A 25,838-nucleotide genomic window follows, 5' to 3' on the forward strand; every position below is an offset into this window, starting at 1 on the left:
ACCACCTCTATTTGAAGGTTGCAGTCTGAATCGGTGTTCAGGAGTGTTTCATGGAATCGTCAGAGCTTGAGGATGACAGCGTTTTCGAGAGTGCGGCCGAGCTGTTCAAAGCCATGGCTGCACCCATGCGGCTGAAGATCATCAGCGCGCTGTGCAACGGAGAGAAAAACGTCTCCGAACTGCTGGCTTCCATAGACACGACCCAGCCCAATATGTCTCAGCACCTGAACACGCTGTATCAGTCCGGCATTCTGGGCCGCAGGCGCGAAGGGGTCAGCATCTACTACTTCATCGCCAACGAGAAGGTCGTCCATATGTGCCGCACCATCTGCGTGCAGATTGCCATCGAACAGAACTGATGGCTTGAGCCCCAAAAAAAGAAAAGGCGCACCAGGCGCCTTTTTTCATGCCCGCTTCGGGCTCAGGGCTTGAGATAGACAAAGCCCTCTTTGGCCTGCAGGCGTGCCACTTCGGCCACACCGGAGGGGACGACCGAGGCTTCCATCAGCAGGCTGGAGGCCTCGAGCTTGCGCGTTTGCAGCGTGTTGTTGCAGACCTTGAACTCCACGCCGCGCCCCACCAGTGCGCTGACCTGGCCGCTGAACTCGCGGCCCTTGCTGTCCTTGGCATTGTTCAGCAAAAAGTCTATGCCGGGCCCATGGGTGACCACCACGATCTTGTCGGTGGGCGAGGCGTTGAGTTCGTTATTGATATTGGCGAGTATGGCGGCCGCCGTTTCCACGCCGGTGTTGACGTGATAGACCACTTTCACATCCTGAGCGGCGGCAATCGCCGTACACAGGGCAAAGCTCAGGGCAACAAGTTGGCGCTTCATCGAAGGTCTCCTGTGGTGTCTGTAGGCATCAGGGAAGATGCTGCTGGTTAAATATTGCCACTTGCTTATATTAACGATGACGCAAACATTCAAAAATAGGGCAAGCGCTAGTGGCGACATGCATGCATGACGCGCTGCCCATGCAAGGGAGACAAAGCCATGACAAGCTGGGCAGGGGCTGCGCTGAGGAGCTTTGTTTGGGCAGCGATCGCAGCGACAGGGGCGGCGGCTGCGCATGATGCAGCACATGAGGAGGCTCCCGCGCTGAACGGTCCCGTGGCGGGCACTCCCGTTGCGGGCACTCCCGTGGCGGGCACCCCCGTGGCGGCCAGTGCCCCCGTGATGGAGCTGCAACAGGTGGCGGCCAATGTGTTTTTTGTGCAGGGCGTATCGGCGCTGGGCAGTGCGGCCAATCGCAACTTCATCTCCAATGCCGGCTTTGTCATCACCGCAGACAGCGTGGTCGTGATCGATGCGCTGGGCTCGCCTGCACTGGCCGAGGAGCTGGTGCAGAAAATCCGCACGCTGACGCCCAAGCCCATCAGCCATGTGCTGCTGACCCACTATCACGCCGACCACATCTATGGCCTGCAGGTGTTCGAGGCCTTGGGCGCAAAAATCGTGGCCCATGCCCAGGCACGTGAATACATCAACTCCGAGACCGCGCATCTGCGGCTCGAGGCTTCGCGCAAGGATCTGGCTCCCTGGGTCGACCAGGGCACGCGCCTGGTGCCGGCGAATCAATGGGTGTCGGGCGACAGCTCCACGCTGAAGGTGGGGGGCGTGGACTTTGTGCTGCAGCACATGGGGCCCTCGCATACGCCGGAGGATACGGCGATCTTCCTGCCGCAAAGCGGTGTGCTGTTCATTGGCGATGTGGTGTTTCGCAACCGCATTCCCTATGTAGGCCAGGCCGACAGCCGGCACTGGATTGCGGCGCTGGACGAGTTGCTCAAGCTGCCTGTGAAGGTCATGGTGCCGGGCCACGGCCCGGCCTCCGAGCAACCGCGCCGGGACATGCAGCTGACGCGTGACTATCTGCACTATCTGCGCGAGGCCATGGGCAAGGCCGCAGCCAATCTCGACCCGTTTGACGAGGCCTACCAGGCGACGGACTGGTCCAGGTTCTCGGTCTACCCGCTGTTCAAGGAAGCCAATCGCATGAATGCCTACAACACCTTTTTGCTGATGGAGCAGGAAAAGCCGTGACGGCCATGGCCCGCTTCTTTCATGCCCGCAGAAGACTGTGCTTGCAGCTGCTGTTGGCGGGCGCGGGCCCTGCGTGGGCGGCGCTCGATGCTTCGGAGCGCCTGCTGCCCACCAGCCAGAGCCTGCAGCATGACCTGGCCTTGGCGCTGGCTGGCAAGCAGCCGCTGGTGGTGATGGCAAGCCTGCATGGCTGCCCGTTCTGCAAGCTGGTGCGCGAGCACCATCTGCTGGCGCTGCAGCGCTCCGGAGCCTTGGTGACCCAGATTCATTTTCTGTCGCGTGAGGCTTTGCAGGACTGGGATGGCGTGGCGACCACGCATGGCGACATGGTCAGGCAACTGGGCATCGAGGTGGCGCCGACCGTGCTCTTCTATGGAGCCGCTCGCAAGGAGGTGGCCGAGCGTTTGAGCGGCAGCTCCATCCCCGACTTCTATGGCGCTTATCTGGATGAGCGCATGCAGACGGCCCGCGCGGCGGTGCAGGGGCGCTGAGCCTCGTTGTTCCTCTTCAGGAATAACGAGGGTTAGCGCGGGATTTTAAATTCGGCATCCTGGCTGATACTTTAAATAACAACATGCTTATATATAAATATAAGGAGACCAAGCGATGAAGACTGCATCCTGGCTGGGTGGCTTGACGGTGCTGCTGGGGCTGGCTGTTCCTGCACTGGCGCAGGCAGATCAGGCGCTGGCGCAGAAGAACGCCTGCATGGCCTGCCATGCGGCAGACAAGAAACTGGTAGGCCCGGCGTTCCAGGACGTGGCCAGGAAATATGCGGCCCAGGCCGATGCACAGGCCTATCTGGCCAAAAGCATCAAGGCCGGCGGCTCCGGCAAATGGGGGGCGGTGCCCATGCCCGCCCAGCCCGCACTCAGCGATGCCGACACCCAGACACTGGCGGCCTGGATTCTCAAGGGTTCCAAATGAAACAGGCGTGTTGTGCTTTCCCAGTAAGCGCCACCAGCGATCAAAGAGAGAGCTTATGCAAAGCCAGTTGACGGGCAAGGTGCGCAGGGCACCCGAGAATTTCGTGCGCTCAGGCGATGTCGGCACCGTGTTTGCCGAGGCCAGGGCAGGTCGGCGTGACTTCATTCGCGGGGCTTTCGCAGCTGCGGCAGCCGGCGCTGCAACTGTCCATGCGCAGGGCCGGGAGGCCGTGAGCGGCGAGGGAGATCCGAATATTCTGGAGCTGCCCGCGCACAGCAAGGGCCTGGGCCAGCCGGTGGTCACCGACGGCTACGGCAAGCCTTCCCGGTACGAGGCCAATGTGCAGCGCCGCCAGAGCCCGGGGCTGACCCAGACCAAGCAGGCTTCGGTATCGTTTGCGCCGCTGCAGTCGCTGTTCGGCATCGTCACGCCCAGCGGTCTGCATTTCGAGCGTCACCACCAGGGCTGGTGGGACATCGACCCCTCCAAGCACAGGCTGATGATCAATGGTCTGGTGAAGAATCCCAAGGTCTTCACCATGGACGAGATCATGCGTCTGCCTTCGGTGTCGCGTTTTCACTTCATCGAATGTGGCGCCAACACCGGCATGGAGTGGGGCAATGTGGCCGTGCCCACGGTGCAGTACACGCACGGCATGCTGTCGTGCAGCGAGTTCACGGGCGTGCCCCTGATCACCTTGCTGGAGATGGCCGGTGCCGATCTGAAAAAAGGCCGCTTCATCCTGGCCGAAGGGGCGGACGGCTCGTCGATGACGCGCACCATTCCCGTGGAGCTGATCACTTCGGGCGAGGTGCTGGTCGCCTACGGCCAGAACGGCGAGATGCTGAGGCCCGAGCAGGGCTATCCGCTGCGCCTGGTGGTGCCGGGCGTGCAGGGCGTGAGCTGGGTGAAATACCTGCGACGCATCGAAGTGGGCGACATGCCTTATGCGGCCAAGGACGAGGCCATCCACTATGTGGACCTGATGCCCGACGGGCAGCACCGCCAGTACTCGAGCATCCAGGAATGCAAGAGCGTGGTCACCACGCCGTCCGGCGGACAGATGCTGCTGGACAAGGGCTTCTACAACATCACGGGCCTGGCATGGTCGGGGCGCGGCAAGGTCAGGCGCGTGGATGTGAGTGTGGATGGCGGCCGCAACTGGCGCACGGCCCGGCTTGAAGGGCCGGTGATGGACAAGTGCCTGACGCGCTTTCATCTGGACTGGATCTGGAATGGCGAGGAATGCATCATCCAGAGCCGTGCCATGGATGAGACGGGCTATGTGCAGCCCAGCAACCAGCAGCTGCGTGCCGCGCGCGGCACACGCTCCATCTATCACAACAATTCCATCCAGTCCTGGGCGGTACGAGCCAACGGGGAGGTCGCCAATGTTCAGCTTGCGTAAACCGCTGGCACTGCTGGCGCTGATGCTGGTCATGGGCGTGGCTGCCGGGCCCGCTGCGGCGCAGGCCAAGTCTGCCGAAGACCGCTATCCCGGCGTGGGTCGCAATGCCACGGGCAAGGAGGTTCTGGCCTGGGATATCGATGTGCGCCCGGATTTCAAGGGGCTGCCTCCGGGCTCGGGGTCCGTGCAAAAAGGCATGGATGTGTGGGAGGCCAAGTGCGCGTCCTGCCACGGGGTGTTCGGCGAATCCAACGAGGTGTTCAGCCCGCTGATCGGCGGAACCACGGCCGAGGACATCAGGACCGGCCATGTGGCGCGGCTCAAGGACCCGGCCTTTCCGGGGCGCACGACCTTGATGAAGGTGGCCACGGTCTCGACGCTGTGGGATTACATCAACCGCGCCATGCCCTGGAATGCGCCCAAGTCGCTGTCCACCGAAGAGGTGTATGCCGTCACGGCCTATCTGCTCAACCTCGGCGGCGTGGTGCCCGAGAGTTTCACGCTCAGCGACAGCAATATCACCGAGGTGCAGAAGAAGCTGCCCAACCGTAACGGCATGACGACCCGGCATGCGCTGTGGCCCGGCAACGAGTTCGGCAAAGGCGCCAGGCCCGATGTGCTGGCCACTGCCTGCATGAGCAACTGCGGCCCCGCACCCACGCTGCGCTCGGCCTTGCCCGAGCATGCCAGCAACAACCACGGCAATCTGGCCCAGCAGAACCGGCTGGTCGGTGCCCAGCGCGGCATCGCCACCGATGGCGGCGCCAGCAAGGCCGCGCAGCCAGCGGCCGCCGGGCAATCGGCCAGTGCGGCGCCGACGGCCTTGCTGGAAAAGAACGCCTGCATGGCCTGCCATGGCATGGCGCAAAAACTCGTCGGCCCGGCCTTCAGCGACATTGCCGGCAAGCACGGCGGCCAGCCTGACTATCTGGCAAACAAGATCAGGGTCGGAGGCTCCGGCGTCTGGGGATCAACACCCATGCCGCCTCAGCCCAATCTCAGCGATGCTGATGCCAAGGTGATTGCCCAGTGGCTGGCGGCGGGCGCCAAGCCCTGATGCAGCTTGTGTCATGCGACAGTGAAGTGAATGAAAAGGAGACAACGATGAAACGTAGAGACGCCCTCAGGAACAGCGCGGCCGTGCTCGGCATGCTGATGGCAGCCGGCCTGCTGCCGCAGGCTGCGCAGGCGGCCTATAACAAGACCGCTTTCGACGCCAAGACTGTGGCCGATGTGCTCAAGGCCATGGGAGCTGCTGCGCCTGCCGAGAGCAAGGACGTGACGCTGACGGCGCCCGACATCGCCGAAAACGGGGCCGTCGTGCCCCTGGGCGCCGCGACCACGCTGCCCAATGTGAAGCAGATGCTGGTGCTGGTGGAAAAGAACCCCAACACGCTGGTGGCGGCCTTCACCGTCAACGAGGCGCTGGACGCCAACTTCCTGACCCGCGCCAAGCTGGGCCAGTCCTCGGATGTCTATGCCGTGGCCATCACCAATGACGGCAAGGCCTTCTATGCCAAGAAGGAAGTCAAGGTCACCCTCGGTGGCTGCGGCGGCTGATTGCAACGAATCATCTGAAACAGGAGAAGAACATGGCTGATCCAATGCGTATTCGTGCCCAGGCTGCAGGTGACAAGACCACCGTGCGCGTGCTGATGTCCCATGAGATGGAGACCGGCCAGCGCAAGGATGCGGAAGGCAAGACCGTGCCCGCCTGGTTTATCCAGGAGGTGACGGCCGCGCACAACGGCAAGCAGGTGCTCCAAGCTGAGTGGGGCCCCGCGGTTTCCAAGAACCCGTTTTTGCAGTTCGTGGTCAAGGGTGCCAAGGCGGGAGACAAGATCTCGGTGAGCTGGAAGGACAACAAGGGCGAGACCCGCACGGATGAGGCGACCGTGAGCTGAGCACGGCGCAGACAGCGGCTGGCCGCCGGCCAGCCTTCATCCCAGTCCAGAATCAATCAAAAAACAGAGAGCTGCCCCATGAGACATTCCTCCCCCAGTCAGATGGCTGCCGCCGTGCTGGCCCTGTGCATGTCCGCGCCGGTGCTGGCGCAAAAGTCCACGGCCGACGGCATTGCCGAGTACCGCGAGATGCTGCAGGACGGCAACCCCGCCGAGCTGTTCGAGATGAAGGGCGAGGAGCTGTGGAAGCAAAAGCGAGGCCCCCGCAAGGCGTCCCTGGAGCAGTGCGATCTGGGCAAGGGGCCGGGCGTGGTCAAGGGCGCATTTGTAGAGCTGCCGCGCTATTTTGCGGACACGGGCAGGGTGCAGGATCTGGAGTCGCGCCTGCTGACCTGCATGGACAGGCTGCAGGGGCTGGACGCGCAAAAGATTGCGGCAACACCGTTCGGCAAGGACGAGCAAAAGAACATGGAAGGGCTGGTGGCCTGGATTTCATCGCAGTCCAAAGGCATGAAGTTCAACCTGCCCCAGGGCCATGTGCAGGAAAGGCAGATGTACGAGGCGGGCAAGCGCATGTTCTATATGCGCGGCGGCCCGCATGACTTTGCCTGTGCCTCCTGCCATGGTGCGGATGGCAAGCGCATCCGCATGCAGGATCTGCCCAATCTGACCAGGAACCCCGGCGCAGCGGAAGGCTTTGGCGCCTGGCCCGCCTATCGCGTCTCATCGGGCGAGCTGTGGAGCATGCAGCGCCGCCTCAACGACTGCTTCCGTCAGCAGCGCTTTCCCTATCCCGGTTACGCCAGCGACGTGACGGTGGCGCTGGGGGTGTTCATGGGCGTCAACGGCAAGGGCGGGGCATCGACCGCACCGGCCATCAAGCGATAAGGAGGCCCTATGCGCAAGCAAAAATACATGCCGTACCTGGCCGTGGCCGCATCGTTGCTGGTGCTCGGCTGTGCCTCCGTCGACGGGGTGGCGGACATCGATGCCTTGACGGCCAAGATGGTGCAGACCTCTTTTCGCGATCAGGGCATCGCCAAGGTCGATCGCCTGCAGCAGGACGAATCGAATGCGGCCTGCAGCGCTGCCGATGCCTCCGGCAAGCCGCTGGCGCCTGAGCGTGCGCAAGCCATCGAAGCGGCCAATCTCAAGACCGTCAAATGGCCTCAGGATGGCAAGCTGCTCGGCGACTGGAAGGAGGGCGAAAAGATCGCCCAGAACGGCCGGGGCATGACCTGGAGCGACAAGGCTGGCAGCGCCAATGGCGGCAACTGCTACAACTGCCACCAGATCAGCAAGGAAGAAATCTCCTTTGGCACGCTGGGCCCCAGTCTCTACAACTATGGAAAGATTCGCGGCATCAAGGATCCGGGCAGCCCCGAATCCAGAGCCATCGTCGAGTACACCTGGGGCAAGATCTGGAACGCCAAGGCCTACAACGCCTGCTCGGGCATGCCGCGCTTCGGTCACTCCGGCATCCTCACCGAAGCGCAGACACGAGATCTTGTCGCCTTGCTTGTCGATCCTGCCTCTCCCGTCAACAAATAGCTTCCTCTGAGCGGCTATGCCGCTTGTCCCCTCTCTTGCGGTGCTTCGCAATTCGAGAGGGGATGACCCTTCGCTATGGAGTGCCCTGCCTGGCGTTTGCCATGCAATTGCGGCGCGCAGCATTACGGACACAACTGATGCAAATTCGGATCAGGCAGGGTAGAAATGCCCGTGCTTGCCTCCTTGCTTGCATAGGTACCAACGGATATCAGCATGAGTCTTTCCAAACGCGAATTTCTGCAAGTGCTGGCGGCAGCCAGTGTCTCGGGCATGGGCTTGCAGCGCTATGCCTACGCCGACCAGTCGCTGGCCGACAAGGCCTTGTATGAGGTGGCGCCGTTCGGCAATGTGTCCCTGCTGCATATGACGGACTGCCATGCTCAGCTCAATCCGGTGCACTTTCGCGAACCCAATGTCAATCTCGGTATCGCTGCGATGAAGAACCAGCGCCCGCATCTGGTGGGCGAGCATCTGCTGCGCTCCGTGGGCATCAAGCCCGGCACGGCTTCGGCCCATGCATTCAGCTATCTGGACTTCGAGGCGGCGGCCAGGCGCTACGGCAAGGTGGGCGGGTTTGCCCATCTGTCCACGCTGGTCAAGCGCATGCGCGCCTCGCGCCCGGGCGCGCTGCTGCTGGACGGCGGCGATACCTGGCAGGGCTCGGCCACTTCGCTGTGGACCAAGGCCCAGGACATGGTCGATGCCTGCAAGCTGCTGGGCGTGGACGTGATGACGGGCCACTGGGAGTTCACCTACGGCATGCAGCGCGTGCAGGAGATCATCGACAAGGACTTCGGCACGCAGACCGACTTTGTGGCGCAAAACGTCAAGACGGCCGATTTCGGCGATCCGGTGTTCAAGCCCTATGTGATCCGCGAGATCAACGGCGTGCCCGTGGCCATCATCGGCCAGGCCTTTCCGTACACGCCGATCGCCAACCCGCGCTATATGGTGGCGGACTGGAGCTTCGGCATCCAGGACGACCATCTACAGAAGATGGTGGACGAGGTGCGCGCCAAAGGGGCCAAGGTGGTGGTCGTGCTCTCGCACAACGGCATGGACGTGGACCTCAAGATGGCCAGCCGCGTGCGCGGTATCGACGCCATTTTGGGAGGGCACACACATGACGGCATGCCTGTGCCCACGCTGGTGCAGAACGCGGGCGGCAAGACCATCGTCACCAACGCGGGCTCGAACGGCAAGTTTCTCGGAGTGCTGGACTTCGATGTCAGGGACGGCCAGGTGCGCGGCTTCCAGTACCGGCTGCTGCCGGTGTTCGCCAGCATCCTGCCCGCCGATACCCAGATGCAGGCGCTGATCACCCGGGTGCGTGCACCCTATGAAAGCCGGCTGGGCGAAGTGCTGGCGCGCACCGACGGCACGCTGTATCGCCGTGGCAACTTCAACGGCACAGGCGACCAGTTGCTGCTGGACGCCATGATGGAGGTGCAGAATGCGCCGATTGCCTTCTCGCCGGGCTTTCGCTGGGGGACAACGCTGCTGGCCGGGCAGGACATCACGCGCGAATGGCTGATGGACATGACGGCCACCACCTATTCCTACGCCACCGTGACCGAGATGACGGGCGCCACGATCAAGACGGTGCTCGAAGACGTGGCCGACAATCTCTTCAATCCCGATCCGTACTACCAGCAGGGCGGCGACATGGTGCGCGTGGGCGGTCTGCAATACCAGTGCGACCCGGCGGCTGGCGCGGGCCGGCGCATCAGCGACATGCGCCTGAACGGCCAACTTCTGGAGGCGGACAAGAAATACAAGGTGGCCGGCTGGGCTCCCGTGGCCGAAGATGCCAAGAGCGCAGGCCACAAACAGATCTGGGAGCTGGTCGAGCCCTGGCTCAAGGACCGCAAGACGTTGGGGCCGCGCCGTCTCGACGAGCCCCGACTGATCAATGTCGGCGGCAATCAGGGGCTGGCCAAGGCCTGATGAAAGCCGATTGGAAAGACGCTTGGAAATCCGATTAAGGCACAGTTATCGTGCGGGCTGGGGTATATGCCATTGCTTTGAAGCCGGGCCGCGCCGTCCAATGCCCGCATGAGTCCTGCCGAGTTTGATTCCCTGACGGCCACCGTTCTGGTGGCCATTTTGTTGCTGGCCGCCGTACTGGGCTTTGTGATGCGCGAGACCCGCTTTTGCACCGTGGGCGCCATCAGCGATGTGGTCTATCTGCAGGACTGGGGGCGGGCGCGCCAGTGGTGCATGGCCATCGCCGTGAGCATGCTGGGCTTCACGGCGCTGGCGCTGTGCGGCCAGTTGCAAGTGGGCGATGCCCTTTATGCCAGCCGCCGCCTTCTGTGGCTGTCGGCCCTGGCGGGTGGGTTGCTGTTTGGCGCAGGCATGGTACTGGCATCGGGTTGCGGGGCCAGGAATCTGACCCGGCTGGGCAGCGGCAGCCTCAAGGCGCTCGTTGTGCTGCTGGTCATGGGCGTGGCCGCCTTTGCCACGCTCAAGGGGATTACCGCCGTGGCGCGGGTGCGCTGGCTGGACAGCGTGCATCTTGAATTCGCGGGCCAGGCCCTGCTGCCCGAGTGGCTGGCCGGCCAAATAGCCTGGCCCTTGACGCTGCTGCGCGGCGTGCTGGGCCTGGGTCTGGGGGGCTTGCTGTTGCTGCTGGCCTTCGATCCCCGGCCCGGCGCCGAGCGCAGCCGGGCCGTGCTGCTGGGCGGGCTGCTGGTGGGCCTGTGCGTGACGGCAGCCTGGTGGCTCAGCGGTTATCTGGCGCTGGTGGCCGAACACCCCCAGACGCTGGAGCAGGTCTATGCCGCGACCTATAGCGGCCGTATCGAGGCCTTCAGCTTTGTCACGCCAGTGGCGCACACGCTGGACTGGCTGATGTTCTTCAGCGATCGCAACAAGGTGCTGACCTGGGGCATTGCCTCGGTGGCTGGCGTGGTCCTGGGCAGCTTTGTCCATGCGCTGTGGCGCCGGGACTTTCAGTGGCAGGGCTTTGCCGACCGCCGGGACCTGGCCCGTCACTTGCTGGGCGGGCTGCTGATGGGCGTAGGCGGGGTGACGGCCATGGGCTGCACCGTGGGCCAGGGCATCAGTGCGATCTCCATGCTCAGCCTGGGCAGCTTTGTGGCGCTGGCCGGCATTGTGCTGGGGGCGGTGCTGATGCTGCGCCATCTGGCAGAGACGGCATGAGGCAAAGTAAATTTGATAGCTTCTTGCGCTTGCTGATAAACAGATTCAGCATGAAAACATGCTGAAAACGAGAAAAGGAGCGCGGTAGGCGCTCCTTTTTTATGGGCCGCAGCGTTTCAGAGCTTGCGCAGGCGCGCGGCTGCCTCGATCAGGGTTTCGTCCTTCTTGGCAAAGCAAAAGCGCACCACGCGCTGATCGAAGCCGTCGCCGTAGAAGGCCGACAGCGGAATCGCGGCCACGCCGACTTCCTTGACCAGCCACTGGCAGAACTCGGCCTCGTTGAGATCCGAGACCGAGGAGATGTCGGCACAGAGGAAATAAGTGCCGGCCGTGGGCAGCAGCTTCAGGCGCGAGCCCTGCAGGCCGCCGAGGAACAGATCGCGCTTGGCCTGGTAGAAGGCCGAAAGCTCCATATAGGGCGCGGGGTCCTGCATGTACTGCGCGAGACCCGCCTGCATGGGCGTGTTCACGGTAAACACATTGAACTGGTGCACCTTGCGGAATTCGGCGCTGAGAGCGGCGGGTGCGGCCACGGTGCCGACCTTCCAGCCCGTGACATGGTAGGTCTTGCCAAAGCTGGAGACGATGAAGGCACGCTCGGCCAGGCCCGGGTAGCGGGCGCTGCTCAGATGCTGGGCGCCGTCGAAGACCATGTGCTCGTAGACCTCGTCGCTGATCAGCAGCACATTGGTGGGTGCCAACAGCGCCTCTAGCTGGCGCATTTCCGCATCGGTCCAGATGGTGGCACTGGGGTTGTGCGGACTGTTGATGATCAGCAGACGCGTGCGCGGCGTGATGGCGGCCGCGATCCTGGCAAAGTCGGGGCGGAAGCTGCCGGGCGTCAGCGGCACCCGCACGGCCACGCCGCCGGCCATCTCGATATTGGGCACATAGCTGTCGTAGCAGGGGTCGAGCACGATGACTTCGTCGCCCGCATGCACGGTGGCCAGGATGGCGGTGAGAATGGCCTGGGTGGCGCCGGCAGTGATGGTGATCTCGCTGCCCGCGTCATAGCGGCGACCGTGCAGCGTTTCGATCTTGGCGGCCACGGCCTCGCGCAGCGCGGGCCAGCCCGTCATGGGCGGGTACTGGTTGTGACCGGCGCGCATGGCATCGTTGACAGCGTCAAGCAGCTTTGGGTCGCAGCCGAAGTCGGGGAAGCCCTGGCCCAGATTGACGGCCTTGTGCTCGGCGGCCAGCGCCGACATGACGGTGAAGATGGTGGTGCCCACATTGGGCAGCTTGCTGGGGAAATTGGGAGTCACGATAGTCTTGCAATGCATGGGCCGGGCGCACAGGCACCGGCCCTTGAGGCGGGCCGGATCAGAGCCCGAAGTCGTCCACGCTGCCGTTCATGGCGCGCATGATGAGGTCGCGCGAGAGTCGGTCGCTGAGCAGCTCGGCAAACCGGTAGACGAAGTTGCGCAGGTATGCGCCGCGCTTGATGGCCACGCGCGCCACGCTGGTGCCGAAGAGATGGCCGACAGGGCGCACCACCAGGTCGTTGACGGTGTCGTCGCGCATGGCCATCTCGGCCACGATGCCGATGCCCAGACCCAGACGCACATAGGTCTTGATCACGTCGGCATCGATGGCTTCCAGCACGATATGCGGATGCAGGCGGCGCATCTCGAAGGCATGGTCGATCTTGCCGCGTCCGGTAAAGGACGGGTGGTAGGTGATCAGGGCCTCCTGGGCGATGTCTTCCAGCGTGATGCGCTCTTTCTGCGCCAGCGGGTGGCCCGTGGGGATGACCAGCACGTGCTGCCATTCGTAGCAGGGCAGGGTCACCAGATCGGGGTAGTCGGCCAGCGATTCGGTGGCCATGCCGATCTCGGCGACTTCGTCGATCACCATGCGCGCGACTTCGGCAGGCGTGGCCTGGTGCAGGCTGATGGTGACCTTGGGGTAGAGCTCGCGCAGGCGTGCCACGGCGGGCGGCAGCACATAGCGGGCCTGGGTGTGGGTGGTGGCTATGCTCAGCGTGCCGCTGTCCTGGGCGCTGTACTGCTCGCCGATGCGCTTGAGATTACCCACCTCGCGCATGATCAGCTCGATGCTCTTGAGGACTTCCTGTCCCGGCTCGGTGATGCGCTTGAGACGCTTGCCGTGGCGCGCAAAGATATCGATGCCCAGCTCTTCCTCAAGCTCGATGATGGCTTTGGAGACTCCGGGCTGGGAGGTGTGCAGGGCCTTGGCCGCCTCGGTGAGGTTGAGATTGCGGCGGGCGGCTTCCTGAACGAAGCGGAATTGATGCAGGTTCATGACGGCATGGACTAAGAACTTGCATCATTATGCTTCAAATATCTAAAGAAGCTATTTTTTATTTGAAATCTGTATGTTTGAGAGCTTCGGTGCCGGCTGCCGCCTCTATCGCCAGCTGCGCCAGCAGGGACGTGACGCGAGGATTCTCGCCCGCTGCGGTCTGCAGATCGAACTGGCAGCCGGGATGCTGGCGGCGCAATTCGTCCAGCAGGCGCGGAATGTCTTCGCGTGCATGTTTGCCGGTACCGAGGAACAGCGGCAGCACGATCAGGTGTTTGACGCCTTGCGCAATCAGGCTCTGCGCGGCGGCAGGCAGATCCGGTGCGCAGGCATCCAGATAGGCGCACATGCAGGGCAGGCCGGGCTGCATTGCCTGTACCAGCTGATGCACGGCCTCTATGGGCTGGCGCCAGAGAGGGTCTCTGGAGCCATGGGCCAGCAGGATCAGACCGGCCCGGTCTGGAGAGTGGTTGGCTGCGTCATCCATGGCTAGCGCCTCAGTACCAGCCAGCCAAAGGCCGAGAGCGATAGCGCGGTGTAGAGCAGACCCGGCGCCGCGGCGGCCAGCCAGGGCCACCAGGATTGCAGAGTGCCGATATAGCCGAACACGTTGTTGAGCAGGAAGAAGCTGATGCCGGCCATCACCCCGCCAAATACATAGGCCGTGATACCGCCCGAGCGGAAATGCAGATAGGCAAAAGGCAGGGCGAGAACCACCATCACCAGGCAGCTCAACGGGTAGAAGACCTTGCGCCAGAACTCGATTTCGTACTTCTGCGCCGCCTGGCCGTTATCTTGCAGGTGACGTACGAACTGGAACAGTGCAATCGTGGTCATGCGATCGGGCTTGAGCAGCGCACCCGAGACCATGGCCGCAGTGACCTTGGTTGGCCAGTTCATGCTGGCTTCGCTGATTCGGCTGAGCTTGGTGACATCGCCATCCTGGGCCACCTTGCTGCCTTGCACGCCCTGCAGCGTCCACTGCTCTTCGTCTTCATCGACCTGTGCCGATTGGGCGCTGATCTGCGCAGCGATGCGGCCCTTGCTGTCGAACTCGAAGATGCGCACATTGACGAAGTCGCCAGGGCTCTTGACGGCGCCGACGTTGATGGCGACCGAGTGATCGCCTTGCTTTTCCTTGAGCCAGGCTCCGGTGGCGCCTCGGGAGATCTGGCCTTTGCTGACCACACGCAGTTTCTGGCTGAAGTTGTCGGCAGCAGGTGCAATATAGTCACCCACCAGCACGGTGAGCACTACAAAGCTCATCCCCAGTACCAGCAGCGTGCGCAGCGCCAGCCAGGGGCCCATGCCGCTGGTGCGCATGATGGTGAACTCCGAGCTCTGGGCGAACTTGGCCATCACGAAGATGGCGCCGATCAGCACGGCAATCGGCATCAGCTCGTAGAGGTGGCCCGGAATGGACAGGGCCACGAACAGCAGCGCGCGCGTGGCGGTGTAGCCGGCATTGCCGCTGCCCACCCAGCGCATTTCATCGACCAGATCAAAAAAGAAGAACAGCGCCAGAAAGGCCAGCGAGACATACAGGACGGCCTGTATGACCTCGCGATAGATCAGGTTGCGCAGAACTTTCATCGTGCGCTCTCCTGACGCTTGCCCGAGCGCAGCAGCAGATCGCGTGGCGACCAGCGGAAATGGCGCGCCGCCAGCACCAGCACGCTGAGCGTGAGGATGCTGCCGTGCAACAGGCCCAGAATGCCCCACATGCCTATCTTGTTGGCGCTGACCCAGCTCTCGCCCAGGGTCATGAGGTTGTAGTACACGATAAATGCGAAGAGGGCGATCATCAGGCTGCTGCTATTGCCCGCACGCGGGTTCACACTGGAGATGGCCAGGCCCAGAATGACAAAATTCAGCGCCGCAAAGGGCAGGCCCAGACGCCATGCGAGCACGGAGCGGGCGATCGGCTCGTCCTTGCCGATCAAGTCCTTGGTGGGCATGCTGCGCGCGGCCATTTCTTCGATGGTGACGGGGTTGTCATTGTCGACCTGCACACCGTATTCCTTGAATTCAGTGATACGTACCGAGCCGTCGTCGCTGCGCGTCTCCATGCGCTGGCCGTCCTCCAGAATCACCATGCGCTGGCCCTTGATGACGGCCAGATGCGCGCCCTTGGCGGAGGTCACGGACTCCTTGCCCGGGTCGCGCGAGACCACAAAGACGTTGCTGGCCGCCATGTCCGAGGGGGAGTCCTTGTCGACGAAGAACACGCGTGTGCCGCCCGCCGATTCCTGGAACTCGCCGGGTGCGATGCGATCCAAATCGCTGCGCTGCTGGAACTGGGTCTTGATCTGCTCGATTTGCTGGTAGGACCAGGGCAGCACGCCCAGGGCCAGCACGGCCGTGATGAGAATCACCGGCCAGGCAAAGCGCAGCAAGGGTTTGAGCAGACTGGCCAGGCCCTGGCCGGCAGCAAACCAGATGACCATCTCGCTGTCGCGATACATGCGCGACAGTGAGCCCACAATGGCGACAAACAGACTCAGGCCCAAAATGGTGGGGAGTTGTCCGAGCACGGTGAAACCCATGACCAGCATCACGTCGGAAGGGCTGACACTGCCCTTGTAAGCCTGACCCAGGGTGCGGATCAGCATCATGGTCATCACCACAGTGATCAGAACCACGGCCGTCGCGCCAAAGCTGCGGGCCAGCTCTTTGCGTATGGATGAATCGAATAACATTGGCTAAAAGGAAAACACCGATTATGAACTTTGAACTGAAGGCTCTGACCGCTGCCGCCGCAGCGCGTGAAAAATGTGATCTGTTGCTGGTGCTGGTGTCCGAGCAGGCAGCATCGGGCACATTCGGCAGCGACGCCATCGGAGCCATGGTGGCTCACGCGGTGAAACAGGGGGATTTTGCCCTGACTTGCGGCAAGCAATTGCCTTTGTACCAAGTGCCCGCCATTGCCGCACGCCGTGTGGTGCTGCTGGGCACTGGGGCCGGCTCGGCCAGGGATGTGCGCAATGCGCTGGCCGGCTGTGGCGCGGTGCTCAAGACCGACGGCATTGCCAAGGCTGTTGTGAGCTTTGCCTTTGATGCCGATGCCCAGGCTGTAGCGGCCGCCGTGCAGGCAGTGGCCGATGCGACCTACCTCTATACCCACACCAAATCCCAGGCCAAGCCCATTGCGCTGACCAAGCTCGTGCTGGGCGTATCGTCCAAGACGGCTGCGGTTACCGCTGCTTTCAATACTGCCGTGGCGCAGCAGGAAGGCGTGAACACGGCCCGCGAATGGGCCAACCGCCCGGCCAACCATGCAACGCCCACCTTGCTGGCCAATGCGGCCAAGAGCATTGCCAAGGCTGCACGCATGAGCTGCAAGATCCACGGCCCCGCTGAAGTGGCCAAGCTGGGCATGGGCGCCTTCATGGCAGTGGCACAGGGCTCGCGCGAGCCCCTGCGCTTCATTGAATTGCACTACAACGGTGCGGCCAAGAGCGTGGCCCCCATCGTGCTGGTGGGCAAGGGCATTACTTTTGACACCGGCGGCATCTCGCTCAAGCCAGCGGCCGAGATGGACGAGATGAAGTTCGACATGGGCGGCGCTGCCAGCGTGCTGGGCGTGTTCCAGGCACTGGCCAGGCTGCAGCCCGCCATCAACGTCGTGGGCCTGATCCCCGCCTGCGAGAACATGCCCGACGGCGCAGCCATCAAGCCTGGCGATGTGGTGACCAGCATGAGCGGCCAGACCATCGAGATTCTCAACACCGACGCCGAAGGCCGTCTGGTGCTGTGCGACGTGCTGCATTACGCGGCGCGCTTCAAGCCCTCTGCGCTGGTCGATATGGCCACGCTGACCGGTGCTTGCGTGATCGCCTTGGGCGGCTTGCGCAGCGGCCTGTTCTCGACCAGCGACGAGCTGGCAGCGGCCTTGCAGACTGCGGGCGACGCGGCACTCGATCCTTGCTGGCGCATGCCTCTGGACGAGGAGTACGCCGATGGGCTCAAGAGCAATTTTGCGGACATGGGCAACGTGGCAGGGCGCGCTGCGGGCGCTGTGACGGCCGCCAAGTTCCTGCAGAAATTTGTGGGCGATATTCCCTGGGCGCATCTGGATATCGCCGGTACTGCCTGGAAGAGCGGTGCTGCAAAGGGCGCCACCGGTCGCCCCGTGGGTCTGCTGGTGCAATATCTGCTGGGCCAGCAAGGCAAGGCAGCCCCTGCGCCCGCGACGGCCAAGACCTCGGCGTCGCGCAAGAGCGCTGCCAAGCCTGCGGCCTCGCGCCGCACGCGTGTGACTGCCAAGGCTTCGGCTTAAGAAAAGTCGGCAGAGGCGGCCTGGTTTCAGACCGCCTCTGCCGCCAAGAGTTGTGACAGAAATTGCCTTTCATTTCAATGCGCCAGACAAGCTGGGCTATGTGTGCCGATTCGCACGCAAGGCTCTGCGTCATGGTGCGCGCATCGTGGTTCTGGGAGATGGAGCTGCGCTGAGCCGGCTTTCGCCCCGTTTGTGGAGCGTCTCGGCCACGGATTTTCTTGCGCATGCTTGCGAGTCGGATGGTGCGCAGATGCTTGCTGCTTCTCCCGTCATCCTGACCGAACACCTGCAGGACTTGCCTCATTACGATGTGCTGGTCAACCTCACGCCGCAGGTGCCGTCGGGGTTTGAGCGCTTCGCTCGCGTGGTGGAAATCGTGTCTTCCGGCGATGAGATGGATCGCCAGGATGCGCGTGTCCGCTGGCGCGACTATGCTGCGCGTGGTTTTTCCATTGTCCGGCACGATCTGAATCTCAAGGGCTAGGTCATGAACTCCTCATCCAAAGTTCCGCCACGATTCGTCCCCACCCTGACCGAGGTGGTTCAGCCCGAAGCTTCCGCGCCCGAAGACGCTGCAGACAACGCTCAGTCGGCGCAGCCGGAGCAGTCTCAGGCAGCTGTGCAACAGGTGCCAGGTCCGCGAACGCTGGGAGACTGCGTCGTACCTCTGGCGCGGCCGTCGTTTCATACCTCATGGCTGGCGGACGGTCTCTACGGCCGCGGCAGGCCTGCAGGTATTCCACATCAGCTGCCCCCCTTGCCGGAATCCTTGCCGCCGCAGCAGTCATTTGCGCAAAGCATGGCTGGGGAGGTGGTGGAAGCAATAGCGGCCGGGCAGGTGGAGCCTGAGCCTGAGTCGGTAACTGCCGAACTCGTGGAGGCATTGCCGCTGGCAGACCAGGCGGAGCAGCCATCCATTACGGACGCTGGCCAAGCCCAGGATGAAGAGCTTCAGCCCGGGCCTGAGCCCTTCCATGAGGAAGCCGCCGAGCCGCTCGTCCAGGCACAGGATGTGGTGCAGGCCGTTGAACCCGAACCGGTCTTGGAGGCAGCGGGCCTGCAGCAGGCGCTGGATGCACACGGTGCCGTGGTGACCGAAGAGTATCTGGTCCACCGGCTGATGCAGCGGGTGGACCTTGTGCTGGAGCACAAGCTCAAGGAAGCAATAGCTCAGGTTGTGGAAGCACAGACCCGATCCATGGTGCTTCGCCTGCGTGAAGAAGTGGAGACCGTGGTGCGTCAGTCGGTCTATGAGGCTGTGGAGGCGGAGCTTGCGCAGCAGACCCGCCAGTAGTCGCCGAGCGCTGGCGGTTAGCGGTTCAAGCGCAGTGGGCCGCTGAAAACTTCAGGATTCAGAATATTGCTGGGCTGGCCGTTGGCAAAGTTCACCACGTTCTCGAACGCCGCACGGAAATACAGCTCATAGCTGTCCTGCTCCACGTAGCCGATATGGGGTGTGCAGATGCAGTTCTCCAGCCTGAGCAGGGCATGGCCTTGCAAGATCGGCTCGCTCTCGAATACATCGATCGCGGCCAGTCCCGGGCGGCCGCGGTTCAAGGCACATAGCAAGGCTTCGGGCTCCACCAGTTCGGCGCGCGAGGTGTTGACGAACAAGGCTGTCGGTTTCATGCGTGCCAGCTCCTGTGCCGTCACGATGCCCCGCGTCGCGTCGTTCAGACGCAGATGCAGCGACAGCACATCGCATTGTTCAAAAAAAGCTTCTTTGGACGGGGCACTCAGATATCCATCGGCCTCGGCCTTGCGACGCGAGGCTTCGCTGCCCCAGACACAGATCTGCATTCCAAAGGCCTTGCCATAGCCGGCCACCAGTTGCCCGATGCGGCCGTAGCCCCAGATGCCAAGCATGCGTCCGCGCAGCACGCTGCCCAGTCCGAAGTTGGGCGGCATGGAGGCAGCCTTGAGTCCGGACTGCTGCCATGCACCATGCTTGAGATTGGAGATGTACTGCGGCAGACGGCGCATGGCCGACATGATCAGCGACCAGGTCAGCTCCGCCGGAGCAATGGGAGAGCCCACGCCTTCTGCAACCGCCACACCACGTTCGGTGCAGGCCTGCACATCGATATGGGCGCCAGCCTTGCCCGTCTGGGCAATCAGCTTGAGCCGGGGCAGTTTATCGAGCAGCTGGCGCGAGATCTGGGTGCGCTCGCGAATCAGGACGATGACATCCGCGTCGCGCAGTCGAACCGAGAGCTGACCCACGCCCTTGATGGTGTTGGTATAGACCTTTGCGTTGAAGGCATCGAGCAGCTTGGCGCAATCGAGCTTGCGAACCGCGTCTTGATAATCGTCCAGGATAACGATGTTCACCACTGGAATCCTTAAATAAGTGGCTGAGTTTATTGAATGAAATTCAATGCGATCAAAGGCTTAGGATTGCTTCTGTGAAAACTTACGCCAAATCGACGCCACCAGATTCCCTACGCACACCCTACACACTCCAGAGCTTAGCGTAGGTTTGGCGCAGGTTTTGAAAGCTGCGCTGGCCCAAGGAATTTGCATGTATCTTGATGTCCATGCCGCAAAAGCTCTGTCCGATGGGAATGCCATTGTGATCCATGGCTGTCCTGGGTTGCGACTGAAGGCTGTTGTGTCAGCTAAAAGTTGTGTCTATAGGTGTAAGTCCCCGGTAGACGGGCGTAAGCGGCAGATCAAGTTCGGGACTTGGCCGATACCTGTTTCACTGATGTATCCAAACCCCTCCAAAGGAAGTGAGGGAAGCTGTTCCAGGTGACGTGATTCCCGGTGCGGATGGCATCTGTAACTGCCACAAATACGACGCCGAGAAGAAGCAATGGTTGTAGCCGTACGGCACTACGGCTCGAGGCCGTTGTTCAAGCAGATGCTGTGAGTGCGGAGAGGCTTTTTTGGCGCCGGTGTGCTCCGGCGGCTGCAGTCGAGACAACGAGGGCTTGCTCGCCCGGTCGTCAAGATCGCTAACCAGTCAGCGTTCCGCGCTGATTTGCCGAGGCTGAGGCAGGTCGTCTTGCCTCGCAAGGCGCTCAAGGACCTTTCGGAACAGGCCCGTCAGTTGAGCAGCGACTTCTTTGACGATGATTTTGGGAGCGATTGCCTCAGAGGTGCCTCTTTGATTCAGTCATAAAAAAATCCCGCTCAAAGACGAGACCGGGGGCGAGTGCTGCGGGTGCGGGTGGCCGCGAGTTGCTGCTTCTGGACGGACTCGTGACGATCCAAGGAAACCAATGTGTTTCGGAGGAGATTTGCAGGGTTCTCGGCACAATTGCTAACATTCGGGCGTTTATCAGTCCACTTAGCAAATGGACTCCACCTTCTGAGTCTCAGAACATGGGTCACCACAATTGCGTTGCCGCGTGAATGAGCTTTTCTGATCCGCCAATTCATGCCTAGCAATTTGCAGCTGTACTTGTTGGTCGCGCCGGTATGCATAGCGGCACTGGGCGCACTCATGGCTTTTTGCTGGCTTGCACAGCGCCGCTCAGTGTTTCTGCTCTCGACGGCTTGTGGGTTGACACTCACGGGGCTTGCCTTGGGTTGGCAATGCCTGACACCTCACGGACAACTGGTTCGGTGGGCTGTCTACACCGGGCCCATCTATCTGCTTGGTGCCTGGCTCTGCACCTGGGGCGTCGCTCAAAAGTTTTCCGTCTCCTCATATCCCAAGATCTCGGCCCTGGTATCGATCATCGTGGTTGCTGCTCTTTACGAGTACAGCATCGTGCAGGACAACATTGCTGCGCGAGTGCTCTGGCTGAACACAGGGCTTGGCATCATTCACTTCATACCGTTTCCTGCCATTGCTCTAAAAAAAGTCAGACGTGACGGGCTGGAGAAGCTGCTTTACCGGTCATATGGGGCCTTTGCGATCTATACAGTGCTCAGGCCCATCATGGTGCTGTTTCTGGGATTCACCGAGCTCCAGGACATGCTCAGCTCCATTTACTGGTTGGTCACCATGCTGGGCTCGCTATTGTTCAGCCTGGTGTTCTCGGGCCTCATGCTCATCGTTTCAATGAGGGATGCAATGGCCACTCTCAGAGACGAGCGCAATCACGACATGCTGACTGGCGTGTTGAATCGTCGCGGCTTCTGGGAGTTTGCAGACCCGCTGGCCCGGGATCGAAAAGCACAGCCGATTTCCATCGTGGTGGCGGATCTGGACCACTTCAAGCGGGTCAACGACAGCTGGGGGCACGAGTATGGCGACGGAGTTCTCAAGGCTGTCGCGGAAGTCATACAGGCAAGTGTCCGTGGTTCCGACCTGGTGGCTCGCTTTGGAGGCGAAGAATTTGTGCTGCTGTTGACCCATGCAGACATTGAGACTGCACAGTGTGTGGCGCAGCGTATTCGTGCAGGAGCGGTTGAGATCATTGCGCCGTTGCCCGATGGCCAGCGTGTGACCTTGAGCATGGGTATCGTGGTCAACACATTCGGCAGTGATCTGCGCGAAGCCGTAATGCGGGCTGACCAGCAACTCTACAAGGCCAAGGAGCTCGGGCGCGATCAGGTCGTCGTGCATGGACCAGGGGACGTTGCGGCAGTGGCGTGATGTGCCGGCTCCACTCAGTTCTTCTTGCTGAAGAGTGACGGCCTCTCGGCGGACTGCGCTGCGTCGCGCATGAATGGCGGCACGGACAGTACAAGCAAAAGAGCGGCCAGCGGAACCACGCAGATGAAGCCGATATGCTTGAAGCCCAGTGCACCGGTAATGCCGCCCAGCACAAACATCAAGATCAGCCCAGCGGACACCTTCATGCGGCGCCAGTCATGCCGAACCAGGGGCGACAGTTGCAGGCCGGCGTTGGCGTGGCGCTTCCAGAAAAACATCTTGCCCAGTTCCATTCCCAGATCCGTGAAATTGCCGGTCATGTGTGTGGTGCGAGTGCTGCCACCGGACGTCTTGGAACCCACGGCATTTTGCAAACCCATCATGAAGGACAGCAGCAGAACGGTCAGCGGCACTGCGAAGGGAGTGTTCCAGGTCAAGGTGACTGTGCCCATCAGGCCGAAGGCAATCAGCATGACGGCCTCCAGCATCAGCGGCAGGGCATAGACGCTGTACAGGTGGCGTTTGCGTCCCCAATTCACCAGCAACGCACAGACGGCCGCGCCAGTTGTAAAGGCGATGATGGCACCAAGCGCATTCAGCAGCAGCTTGGCGTTCTCAAGCACCAGGCCGTCAGCCAGCTGTGAGGCGAAACCCGTCATGTGCGAGGTATACATCCGCAGCACAAGAAAGCCGCCAGCGTTGACTGCGCCCGCGTTAAAGGCCAGCAGCAGACCCAGGGCGATATTGGTGGACGGCGTGCGATGCCGGTTGGTGAGATGGCGAAGTCTGCGCATCAAAGATTCCACTGACAAAAGTGCACCCATGACGGGGTGCATCAATGCTGACAAATTGGTTTGCCAGCGACCATGCAGGAATCATTGTGGGCCAACTTGGATACGTGAGCTGCCTGGTGCGTGATGGCAATGGCTTGCGAGTTCGCCGGCTTACATCAGCAAGGCCATGGGGTGGTCTGTCGGTATGGTGTGTTCAAAGCTGATGTCTGGGTAAGTGCGGCCTTCCACATGAATGCGGTCTCGGCCGGCATTCTTGGCGCTGTACAGCAACTGGTCGGCTTGCCTCAGTGCACCTTCAAGCTGGTCTGCATTGCTGATTGAAGTGATGCCAAAGCTCAGTGTCAGGGCTGGCCCGTTCGGCAATACTTCCTGGTCATTTCTCAACTCCAGGCCAATGCGCTTGGCGACTTGCTCGGCACCTTGCAAATCGATCTTGGTCAGCAGAACCATGAACTCTTCACCGCCGAAGCGTGCAACCAGATCATTGCTGCGCACATTGTGCTGCATCGCTCTGGCGACAAGCTGCAAGACTTGGTCACCTTTGTCATGCCCCCAGTTGTCGTTGATGCGTTTGAAGTGATCAATGTCGCTGGCCAGAAGCGCCATGGGATACAGGCGCTGGTCGCTCAGGCGATGCTGTGCGGCTTCCCTGAATGCGCGGCGATTCAGTATCTGGGTCAAAGCATCCAGGTCGCGTTCAGTGCGCAGTTGACGGACTGTGTCCCTGATGGTGACTGCACAGACTAAAACCGTGAAGAGCAAGGCAAAAAGCAAAATACTCATCAGCGTTGTCAGCCAATAGGTAGAGTTGGCATCCATGGCATCGCCGAGACCGTTATGTGCGAAAGCCGCGACCAGCGTCGGGCGCAGCATGGTAAAGACTGCATAAGACAGATAGGACCACAGCAAAGTCCTATCCAGCCAATCGTTGGTGAGACCTCGTTTGAGAACTGCTGGCACTGGCAGCAGGAGTATCAGTGCTACGCCTATGCCGAATGTGTGCAGTCGACCCGCCTGGTTCTGTGCCACGTTGGCGAAGTAGTAGAGCGAGGCCAGCGTTGCGGCACACAAGACAAGGGCTGCAAGCGGATATGTGGGTACACGCCGACGCTCTGAAAAGCTCTTGGAAAAACACCAAGCTCCCGCCAGAAACAGTGCGTTGACTAGAACCACATAGTGATTGAGGACTTCAAACTTCAGCACGCTGCGAATGCTGATGGACATTGCCGTTAGCAGGAAAGCGGCGCACAGCCAGAGCAAAAAGCGTTGCTTGGGCTGGGTCGCCCAGCACACTCCCAGCAGGCCGGCCAAGAAGAGCAGGGACAGAGATGGCATCAACACAAAGATGTGGTCGTTGCTCGTATGCATACACACAGCCCTTCTGCTAGTGATCACCAACAGATAGGCCAGACTGGCCATATCTCTAGTCAAATCTAAATGCCAAGGCGGCCATTAATGTGTCAGCCGCTCATCTTCCGGATCAGAAATTAACAACTTCTTGCGATTTCTGACAGTTCACTTTTCCTTTTTTGGAGGTGAAATAACTAAAAGTGACATTGGCTGACAGAGTGCTGCCAACATCGTCGGTGCCAACCCTTAGCCCATATGGATGAAGGAAACGAGGGATTGATGCGTATCAGGATTTTTGGCGGCTCAATTGAAAAAGGCGGCATTTGCTACATTGAGTCCATGAAAAAAGCACTTGGAACTACCAGCGCAGTACTTTCTGCACTTGCCATCAGCGGTTGCGCCCAGCCTCAGCCCGCTGCGCCTGTGATCGGTATGGCCAACCCCGCATCGGTGTACTGCGCCAAGCTGGGCGGCAAGACCCGCATCGAGAAGACCACAGCCGGAGAGCGCGGCATCTGCGTGCTGCCCAATGGCACGGAAATCGACGAGTGGGAGCTGTTCCGCCGCGACCACCCTGCAAAGTAACCGCGCCGTAGTCTTCACATCAGCGGGTTCAAGTGCTAGTGGGCGCCTGGTGCGCAGTGGATGACGCGGGCACCTACCTCGCTGAGGCCAAGGGAGCGGCATGTCCCATCGTGTCTGCGTGAATGGAAGGCAAACAAACTCACACGGCGCAGGCTGGGTGGGCGGGACCTGGACAGTTCAGCCGGCTTTACCAATGGGTAAGGCATTGGCTGTGCTCAAAACAGTCGGCACCGCGCCGTCCTGGGTCTGCGCAAAGAGGTCATGCCCTTCTTGGTGCAGCTGCATTCGATCTGCTAGCTGTATGCAAATCTGAAAAATCTGTGCGAACTTGTGGCGCTTTGGATGGGTAGCGTTGGCCCCCTGTATGTCGAAGCATGCTTTTTGCTGTCAGCCGTGGATTGGGCGGCGCAGGAGGTGCCGTGCCGCATGCAGCAATTGGTAACTGATAAGCGCTCCTGGCAATGCCATGCGAATGACATAGTGATAAGTTTTTTCATCTGTCCTTCGGCTCACCAGCTATACCTGAAGAATTCCTTGGGGGCTCGAGGTGCAGCTCTTATGAAGGAGAAAGTCATGGCCACTCCAGTCAGCGTTGAGAAGCTAGAAGTCAGGTCGCACAGCGAGCCCGATGAACTTCGTACACCTAGCAAAACTCGCGTGGAGCTCGTAAAGCTTCAGGGCTACACGATTGGGCGGTTCAACTTTGAGCCCGGATGGCGCTGGTCCGAATGCATCAAGCCCGTGGTGAAGACCGACTACTGCCAACTCTCGCATGTGGGACATGTCGTTTCGGGAAAGCTCACTGTTCAAATGCAGGACGGCTCTCAGAAAATGCTCAGCGCAGGGGAGTCCTACGCCATCCCACCCGGTCATGACGCCTGGGTTGAAGGGAATGAACCCTTTGTCGGTCTTGAGGTACTAAGCGCAGACGTCTACGCAAAACCTTCCGAATAATGCCCGCGCAAGTGCTTGCGGGCTTGCGACATAACAGATTGATGTGGCGGTGGTACATGCCGA

27 protein-coding genes are annotated in these 25,838 nt (G+C 61.3%); 18 read left to right on the forward strand and 9 right to left on the reverse strand.

Going from position 1 to position 25,838, the window contains the following annotated elements:
- Nucleotides 1–50 precede the first annotated feature (50 nt).
- Nucleotides 51–359 carry an ArsR/SmtB family transcription factor gene (locus CTATCC11996_RS09935; protein ID WP_003053925.1) on the forward strand — a complete coding sequence of 103 codons (309 nt, stop codon included), beginning with the start codon at nt 51–53 and terminating at the stop codon, nt 357–359.
- Between the two features lie 62 nt (nt 360–421).
- On the opposite strand, the gene CTATCC11996_RS09940 is transcribed toward CTATCC11996_RS09935, so the two are convergent.
- On the reverse strand, nt 422–835 hold the full coding sequence (locus CTATCC11996_RS09940; protein ID WP_003075680.1) for a DsrE family protein: 414 nt from the start codon (nt 833–835) through the stop codon (nt 422–424).
- A 159-nt stretch (nt 836–994) separates the two neighbouring features.
- On the opposite strand from CTATCC11996_RS09940, the gene CTATCC11996_RS09945 reads away from it, so the two are divergent.
- The 11 genes from CTATCC11996_RS09945 to CTATCC11996_RS09995 all read left to right on the forward strand — a co-directional run bounded on the left by CTATCC11996_RS09945 (nt 995) and on the right by CTATCC11996_RS09995 (nt 10,999).
- A complete protein-coding gene (locus CTATCC11996_RS09945; RefSeq protein ID WP_003075682.1) occupies nt 995–2,044 on the forward strand; it encodes an MBL fold metallo-hydrolase in 1,050 nt (349 codons plus the stop codon).
- A 5-nt stretch (nt 2,045–2,049) separates the two neighbouring features.
- Complete coding sequence (locus CTATCC11996_RS09950) at nt 2,050–2,535, forward strand: thioredoxin domain-containing protein (RefSeq protein WP_034348781.1); 486 nt, start codon at nt 2,050–2,052, stop codon at nt 2,533–2,535.
- 115 nt (nt 2,536–2,650) lie between these two features.
- On the forward strand, nt 2,651–2,971 hold the full coding sequence (locus tag CTATCC11996_RS09955) for a c-type cytochrome (protein WP_003075688.1): 321 nt from the start codon (nt 2,651–2,653) through the stop codon (nt 2,969–2,971).
- 55 nt (nt 2,972–3,026) lie between these two features.
- Entirely contained in the window at nt 3,027–4,379 is a 1,353-nt protein-coding gene (soxC, locus tag CTATCC11996_RS09960; protein WP_003075690.1) for a sulfite dehydrogenase, read from the forward strand.
- On the forward strand, nt 4,363–5,436 hold the full coding sequence (locus CTATCC11996_RS09965; protein ID WP_003075692.1) for a c-type cytochrome: 1,074 nt from the start codon (nt 4,363–4,365) through the stop codon (nt 5,434–5,436). The genes soxC and CTATCC11996_RS09965 overlap by 17 nt, the downstream gene beginning before the upstream one ends.
- Before the next feature lie 47 nt (nt 5,437–5,483).
- Nucleotides 5,484–5,939 (forward strand): thiosulfate oxidation carrier protein SoxY, encoded by a 456-nt coding sequence (soxY, locus tag CTATCC11996_RS09970; protein ID WP_034348784.1) that lies wholly within the window; start codon nt 5,484–5,486, stop codon nt 5,937–5,939.
- A 32-nt stretch (nt 5,940–5,971) separates the two neighbouring features.
- Nucleotides 5,972–6,283 carry a thiosulfate oxidation carrier complex protein SoxZ gene (soxZ, locus tag CTATCC11996_RS09975; RefSeq protein ID WP_003053938.1) on the forward strand — a complete coding sequence of 104 codons (312 nt, stop codon included), beginning with the start codon at nt 5,972–5,974 and terminating at the stop codon, nt 6,281–6,283.
- Between the two features lie 78 nt (nt 6,284–6,361).
- Nucleotides 6,362–7,171, forward strand: a complete 810-nt coding sequence (gene soxA / locus CTATCC11996_RS09980; protein ID WP_034348669.1) for a sulfur oxidation c-type cytochrome SoxA — start codon at nt 6,362–6,364, stop codon at nt 7,169–7,171.
- A 9-nt stretch (nt 7,172–7,180) separates the two neighbouring features.
- Nucleotides 7,181–7,834, forward strand: a complete 654-nt coding sequence (gene soxX, locus CTATCC11996_RS09985) for a sulfur oxidation c-type cytochrome SoxX (RefSeq protein WP_003075699.1) — start codon at nt 7,181–7,183, stop codon at nt 7,832–7,834.
- Nucleotides 7,835–8,047: 213 nt separating this feature from the next.
- Nucleotides 8,048–9,781 (forward strand): thiosulfohydrolase SoxB, encoded by a 1,734-nt coding sequence (soxB, locus tag CTATCC11996_RS09990; RefSeq protein WP_003075700.1) that lies wholly within the window; start codon nt 8,048–8,050, stop codon nt 9,779–9,781.
- A gap of 108 nt (nt 9,782–9,889) precedes the next feature.
- Nucleotides 9,890–10,999 (forward strand): YeeE/YedE family protein, encoded by a 1,110-nt coding sequence (locus CTATCC11996_RS09995; RefSeq protein ID WP_003075702.1) that lies wholly within the window; start codon nt 9,890–9,892, stop codon nt 10,997–10,999.
- 116 nt (nt 11,000–11,115) lie between these two features.
- Here the strand turns inward: CTATCC11996_RS09995 and CTATCC11996_RS10000 are convergent, their stop codons facing one another.
- The 5 genes from CTATCC11996_RS10000 to lptF are packed head-to-tail and all read right to left on the reverse strand — an operon-like array spanning nt 11,116 to nt 15,963.
- On the reverse strand, nt 11,116–12,282 hold the full coding sequence (locus CTATCC11996_RS10000) for a pyridoxal phosphate-dependent aminotransferase (protein WP_003075705.1): 1,167 nt from the start codon (nt 12,280–12,282) through the stop codon (nt 11,116–11,118).
- Nucleotides 12,283–12,322: 40 nt separating this feature from the next.
- Nucleotides 12,323–13,264: a CysB family HTH-type transcriptional regulator gene (locus tag CTATCC11996_RS10005; protein ID WP_003075706.1), complete on the reverse strand. Its 942-nt coding sequence runs from the start codon at nt 13,262–13,264 to the stop codon at nt 12,323–12,325.
- 58 nt (nt 13,265–13,322) lie between these two features.
- Nucleotides 13,323–13,751: a sirohydrochlorin chelatase gene (locus CTATCC11996_RS10010; RefSeq protein WP_003075708.1), complete on the reverse strand. Its 429-nt coding sequence runs from the start codon at nt 13,749–13,751 to the stop codon at nt 13,323–13,325.
- Between the two features lie 2 nt (nt 13,752–13,753).
- On the reverse strand, nt 13,754–14,857 hold the full coding sequence (gene lptG, locus CTATCC11996_RS10015; RefSeq protein ID WP_003075709.1) for an LPS export ABC transporter permease LptG: 1,104 nt from the start codon (nt 14,855–14,857) through the stop codon (nt 13,754–13,756).
- A complete protein-coding gene (gene lptF, locus CTATCC11996_RS10020) occupies nt 14,854–15,963 on the reverse strand; it encodes an LPS export ABC transporter permease LptF (RefSeq protein ID WP_003075711.1) in 1,110 nt (369 codons plus the stop codon). The genes lptG and lptF overlap by 4 nt, the downstream gene beginning before the upstream one ends.
- A 23-nt stretch (nt 15,964–15,986) precedes the next feature.
- On the opposite strand from lptF, the gene CTATCC11996_RS10025 reads away from it, so the two are divergent.
- From CTATCC11996_RS10025 to CTATCC11996_RS10035, 3 genes are read left to right on the forward strand one after another with little or no spacing between them, the layout of a single operon-like run.
- Nucleotides 15,987–17,543 (forward strand): leucyl aminopeptidase, encoded by a 1,557-nt coding sequence (locus tag CTATCC11996_RS10025; RefSeq protein WP_003075713.1) that lies wholly within the window; start codon nt 15,987–15,989, stop codon nt 17,541–17,543.
- 52 nt (nt 17,544–17,595) lie between these two features.
- On the forward strand, nt 17,596–18,027 hold the full coding sequence (locus CTATCC11996_RS10030; protein WP_003075714.1) for a DNA polymerase III subunit chi: 432 nt from the start codon (nt 17,596–17,598) through the stop codon (nt 18,025–18,027).
- Between the two features lie 3 nt (nt 18,028–18,030).
- Nucleotides 18,031–18,837, forward strand: a complete 807-nt coding sequence (locus tag CTATCC11996_RS10035; RefSeq protein ID WP_003075716.1) for a hypothetical protein — start codon at nt 18,031–18,033, stop codon at nt 18,835–18,837.
- Between the two features lie 17 nt (nt 18,838–18,854).
- Here CTATCC11996_RS10035 and CTATCC11996_RS10040 read toward each other — a convergent pair whose 3' ends face one another.
- The gene (locus CTATCC11996_RS10040; protein WP_003075717.1) at nt 18,855–19,874 is read right to left on the reverse strand and encodes a D-2-hydroxyacid dehydrogenase family protein; all 1,020 of its coding nucleotides are present in this window, start codon (nt 19,872–19,874) and stop codon (nt 18,855–18,857) included.
- 1,051 nt (nt 19,875–20,925) lie between these two features.
- Between CTATCC11996_RS10040 and CTATCC11996_RS10050 the strand changes: the two genes are divergently transcribed.
- Nucleotides 20,926–22,092 carry a GGDEF domain-containing protein gene (locus tag CTATCC11996_RS10050; protein WP_003075721.1) on the forward strand — a complete coding sequence of 389 codons (1,167 nt, stop codon included), beginning with the start codon at nt 20,926–20,928 and terminating at the stop codon, nt 22,090–22,092.
- 14 nt (nt 22,093–22,106) lie between these two features.
- Here the strand turns inward: CTATCC11996_RS10050 and CTATCC11996_RS10055 are convergent, their stop codons facing one another.
- Nucleotides 22,107–22,886, reverse strand: a complete 780-nt coding sequence (locus tag CTATCC11996_RS10055) for a YoaK family protein (RefSeq protein ID WP_003075722.1) — start codon at nt 22,884–22,886, stop codon at nt 22,107–22,109.
- Between the two features lie 150 nt (nt 22,887–23,036).
- On the reverse strand, nt 23,037–24,254 hold the full coding sequence (locus CTATCC11996_RS10060; protein WP_003075723.1) for a GGDEF domain-containing protein: 1,218 nt from the start codon (nt 24,252–24,254) through the stop codon (nt 23,037–23,039).
- 321 nt (nt 24,255–24,575) lie between these two features.
- Between CTATCC11996_RS10060 and CTATCC11996_RS10065 the strand changes: the two genes are divergently transcribed.
- A complete protein-coding gene (locus CTATCC11996_RS10065; RefSeq protein WP_034348676.1) occupies nt 24,576–24,821 on the forward strand; it encodes a putative hemolysin in 246 nt (81 codons plus the stop codon).
- A 573-nt stretch (nt 24,822–25,394) separates the two neighbouring features.
- Nucleotides 25,395–25,775, forward strand: a complete 381-nt coding sequence (locus CTATCC11996_RS10070) for a cupin domain-containing protein (protein ID WP_034348789.1) — start codon at nt 25,395–25,397, stop codon at nt 25,773–25,775.
- Nucleotides 25,776–25,838 lie beyond the last annotated feature (63 nt).

This window comes from Comamonas testosteroni ATCC 11996, from assembly GCF_000241525.1.
Classification (GTDB): domain Bacteria; phylum Pseudomonadota; class Gammaproteobacteria; order Burkholderiales; family Burkholderiaceae_C; genus Comamonas; species Comamonas testosteroni.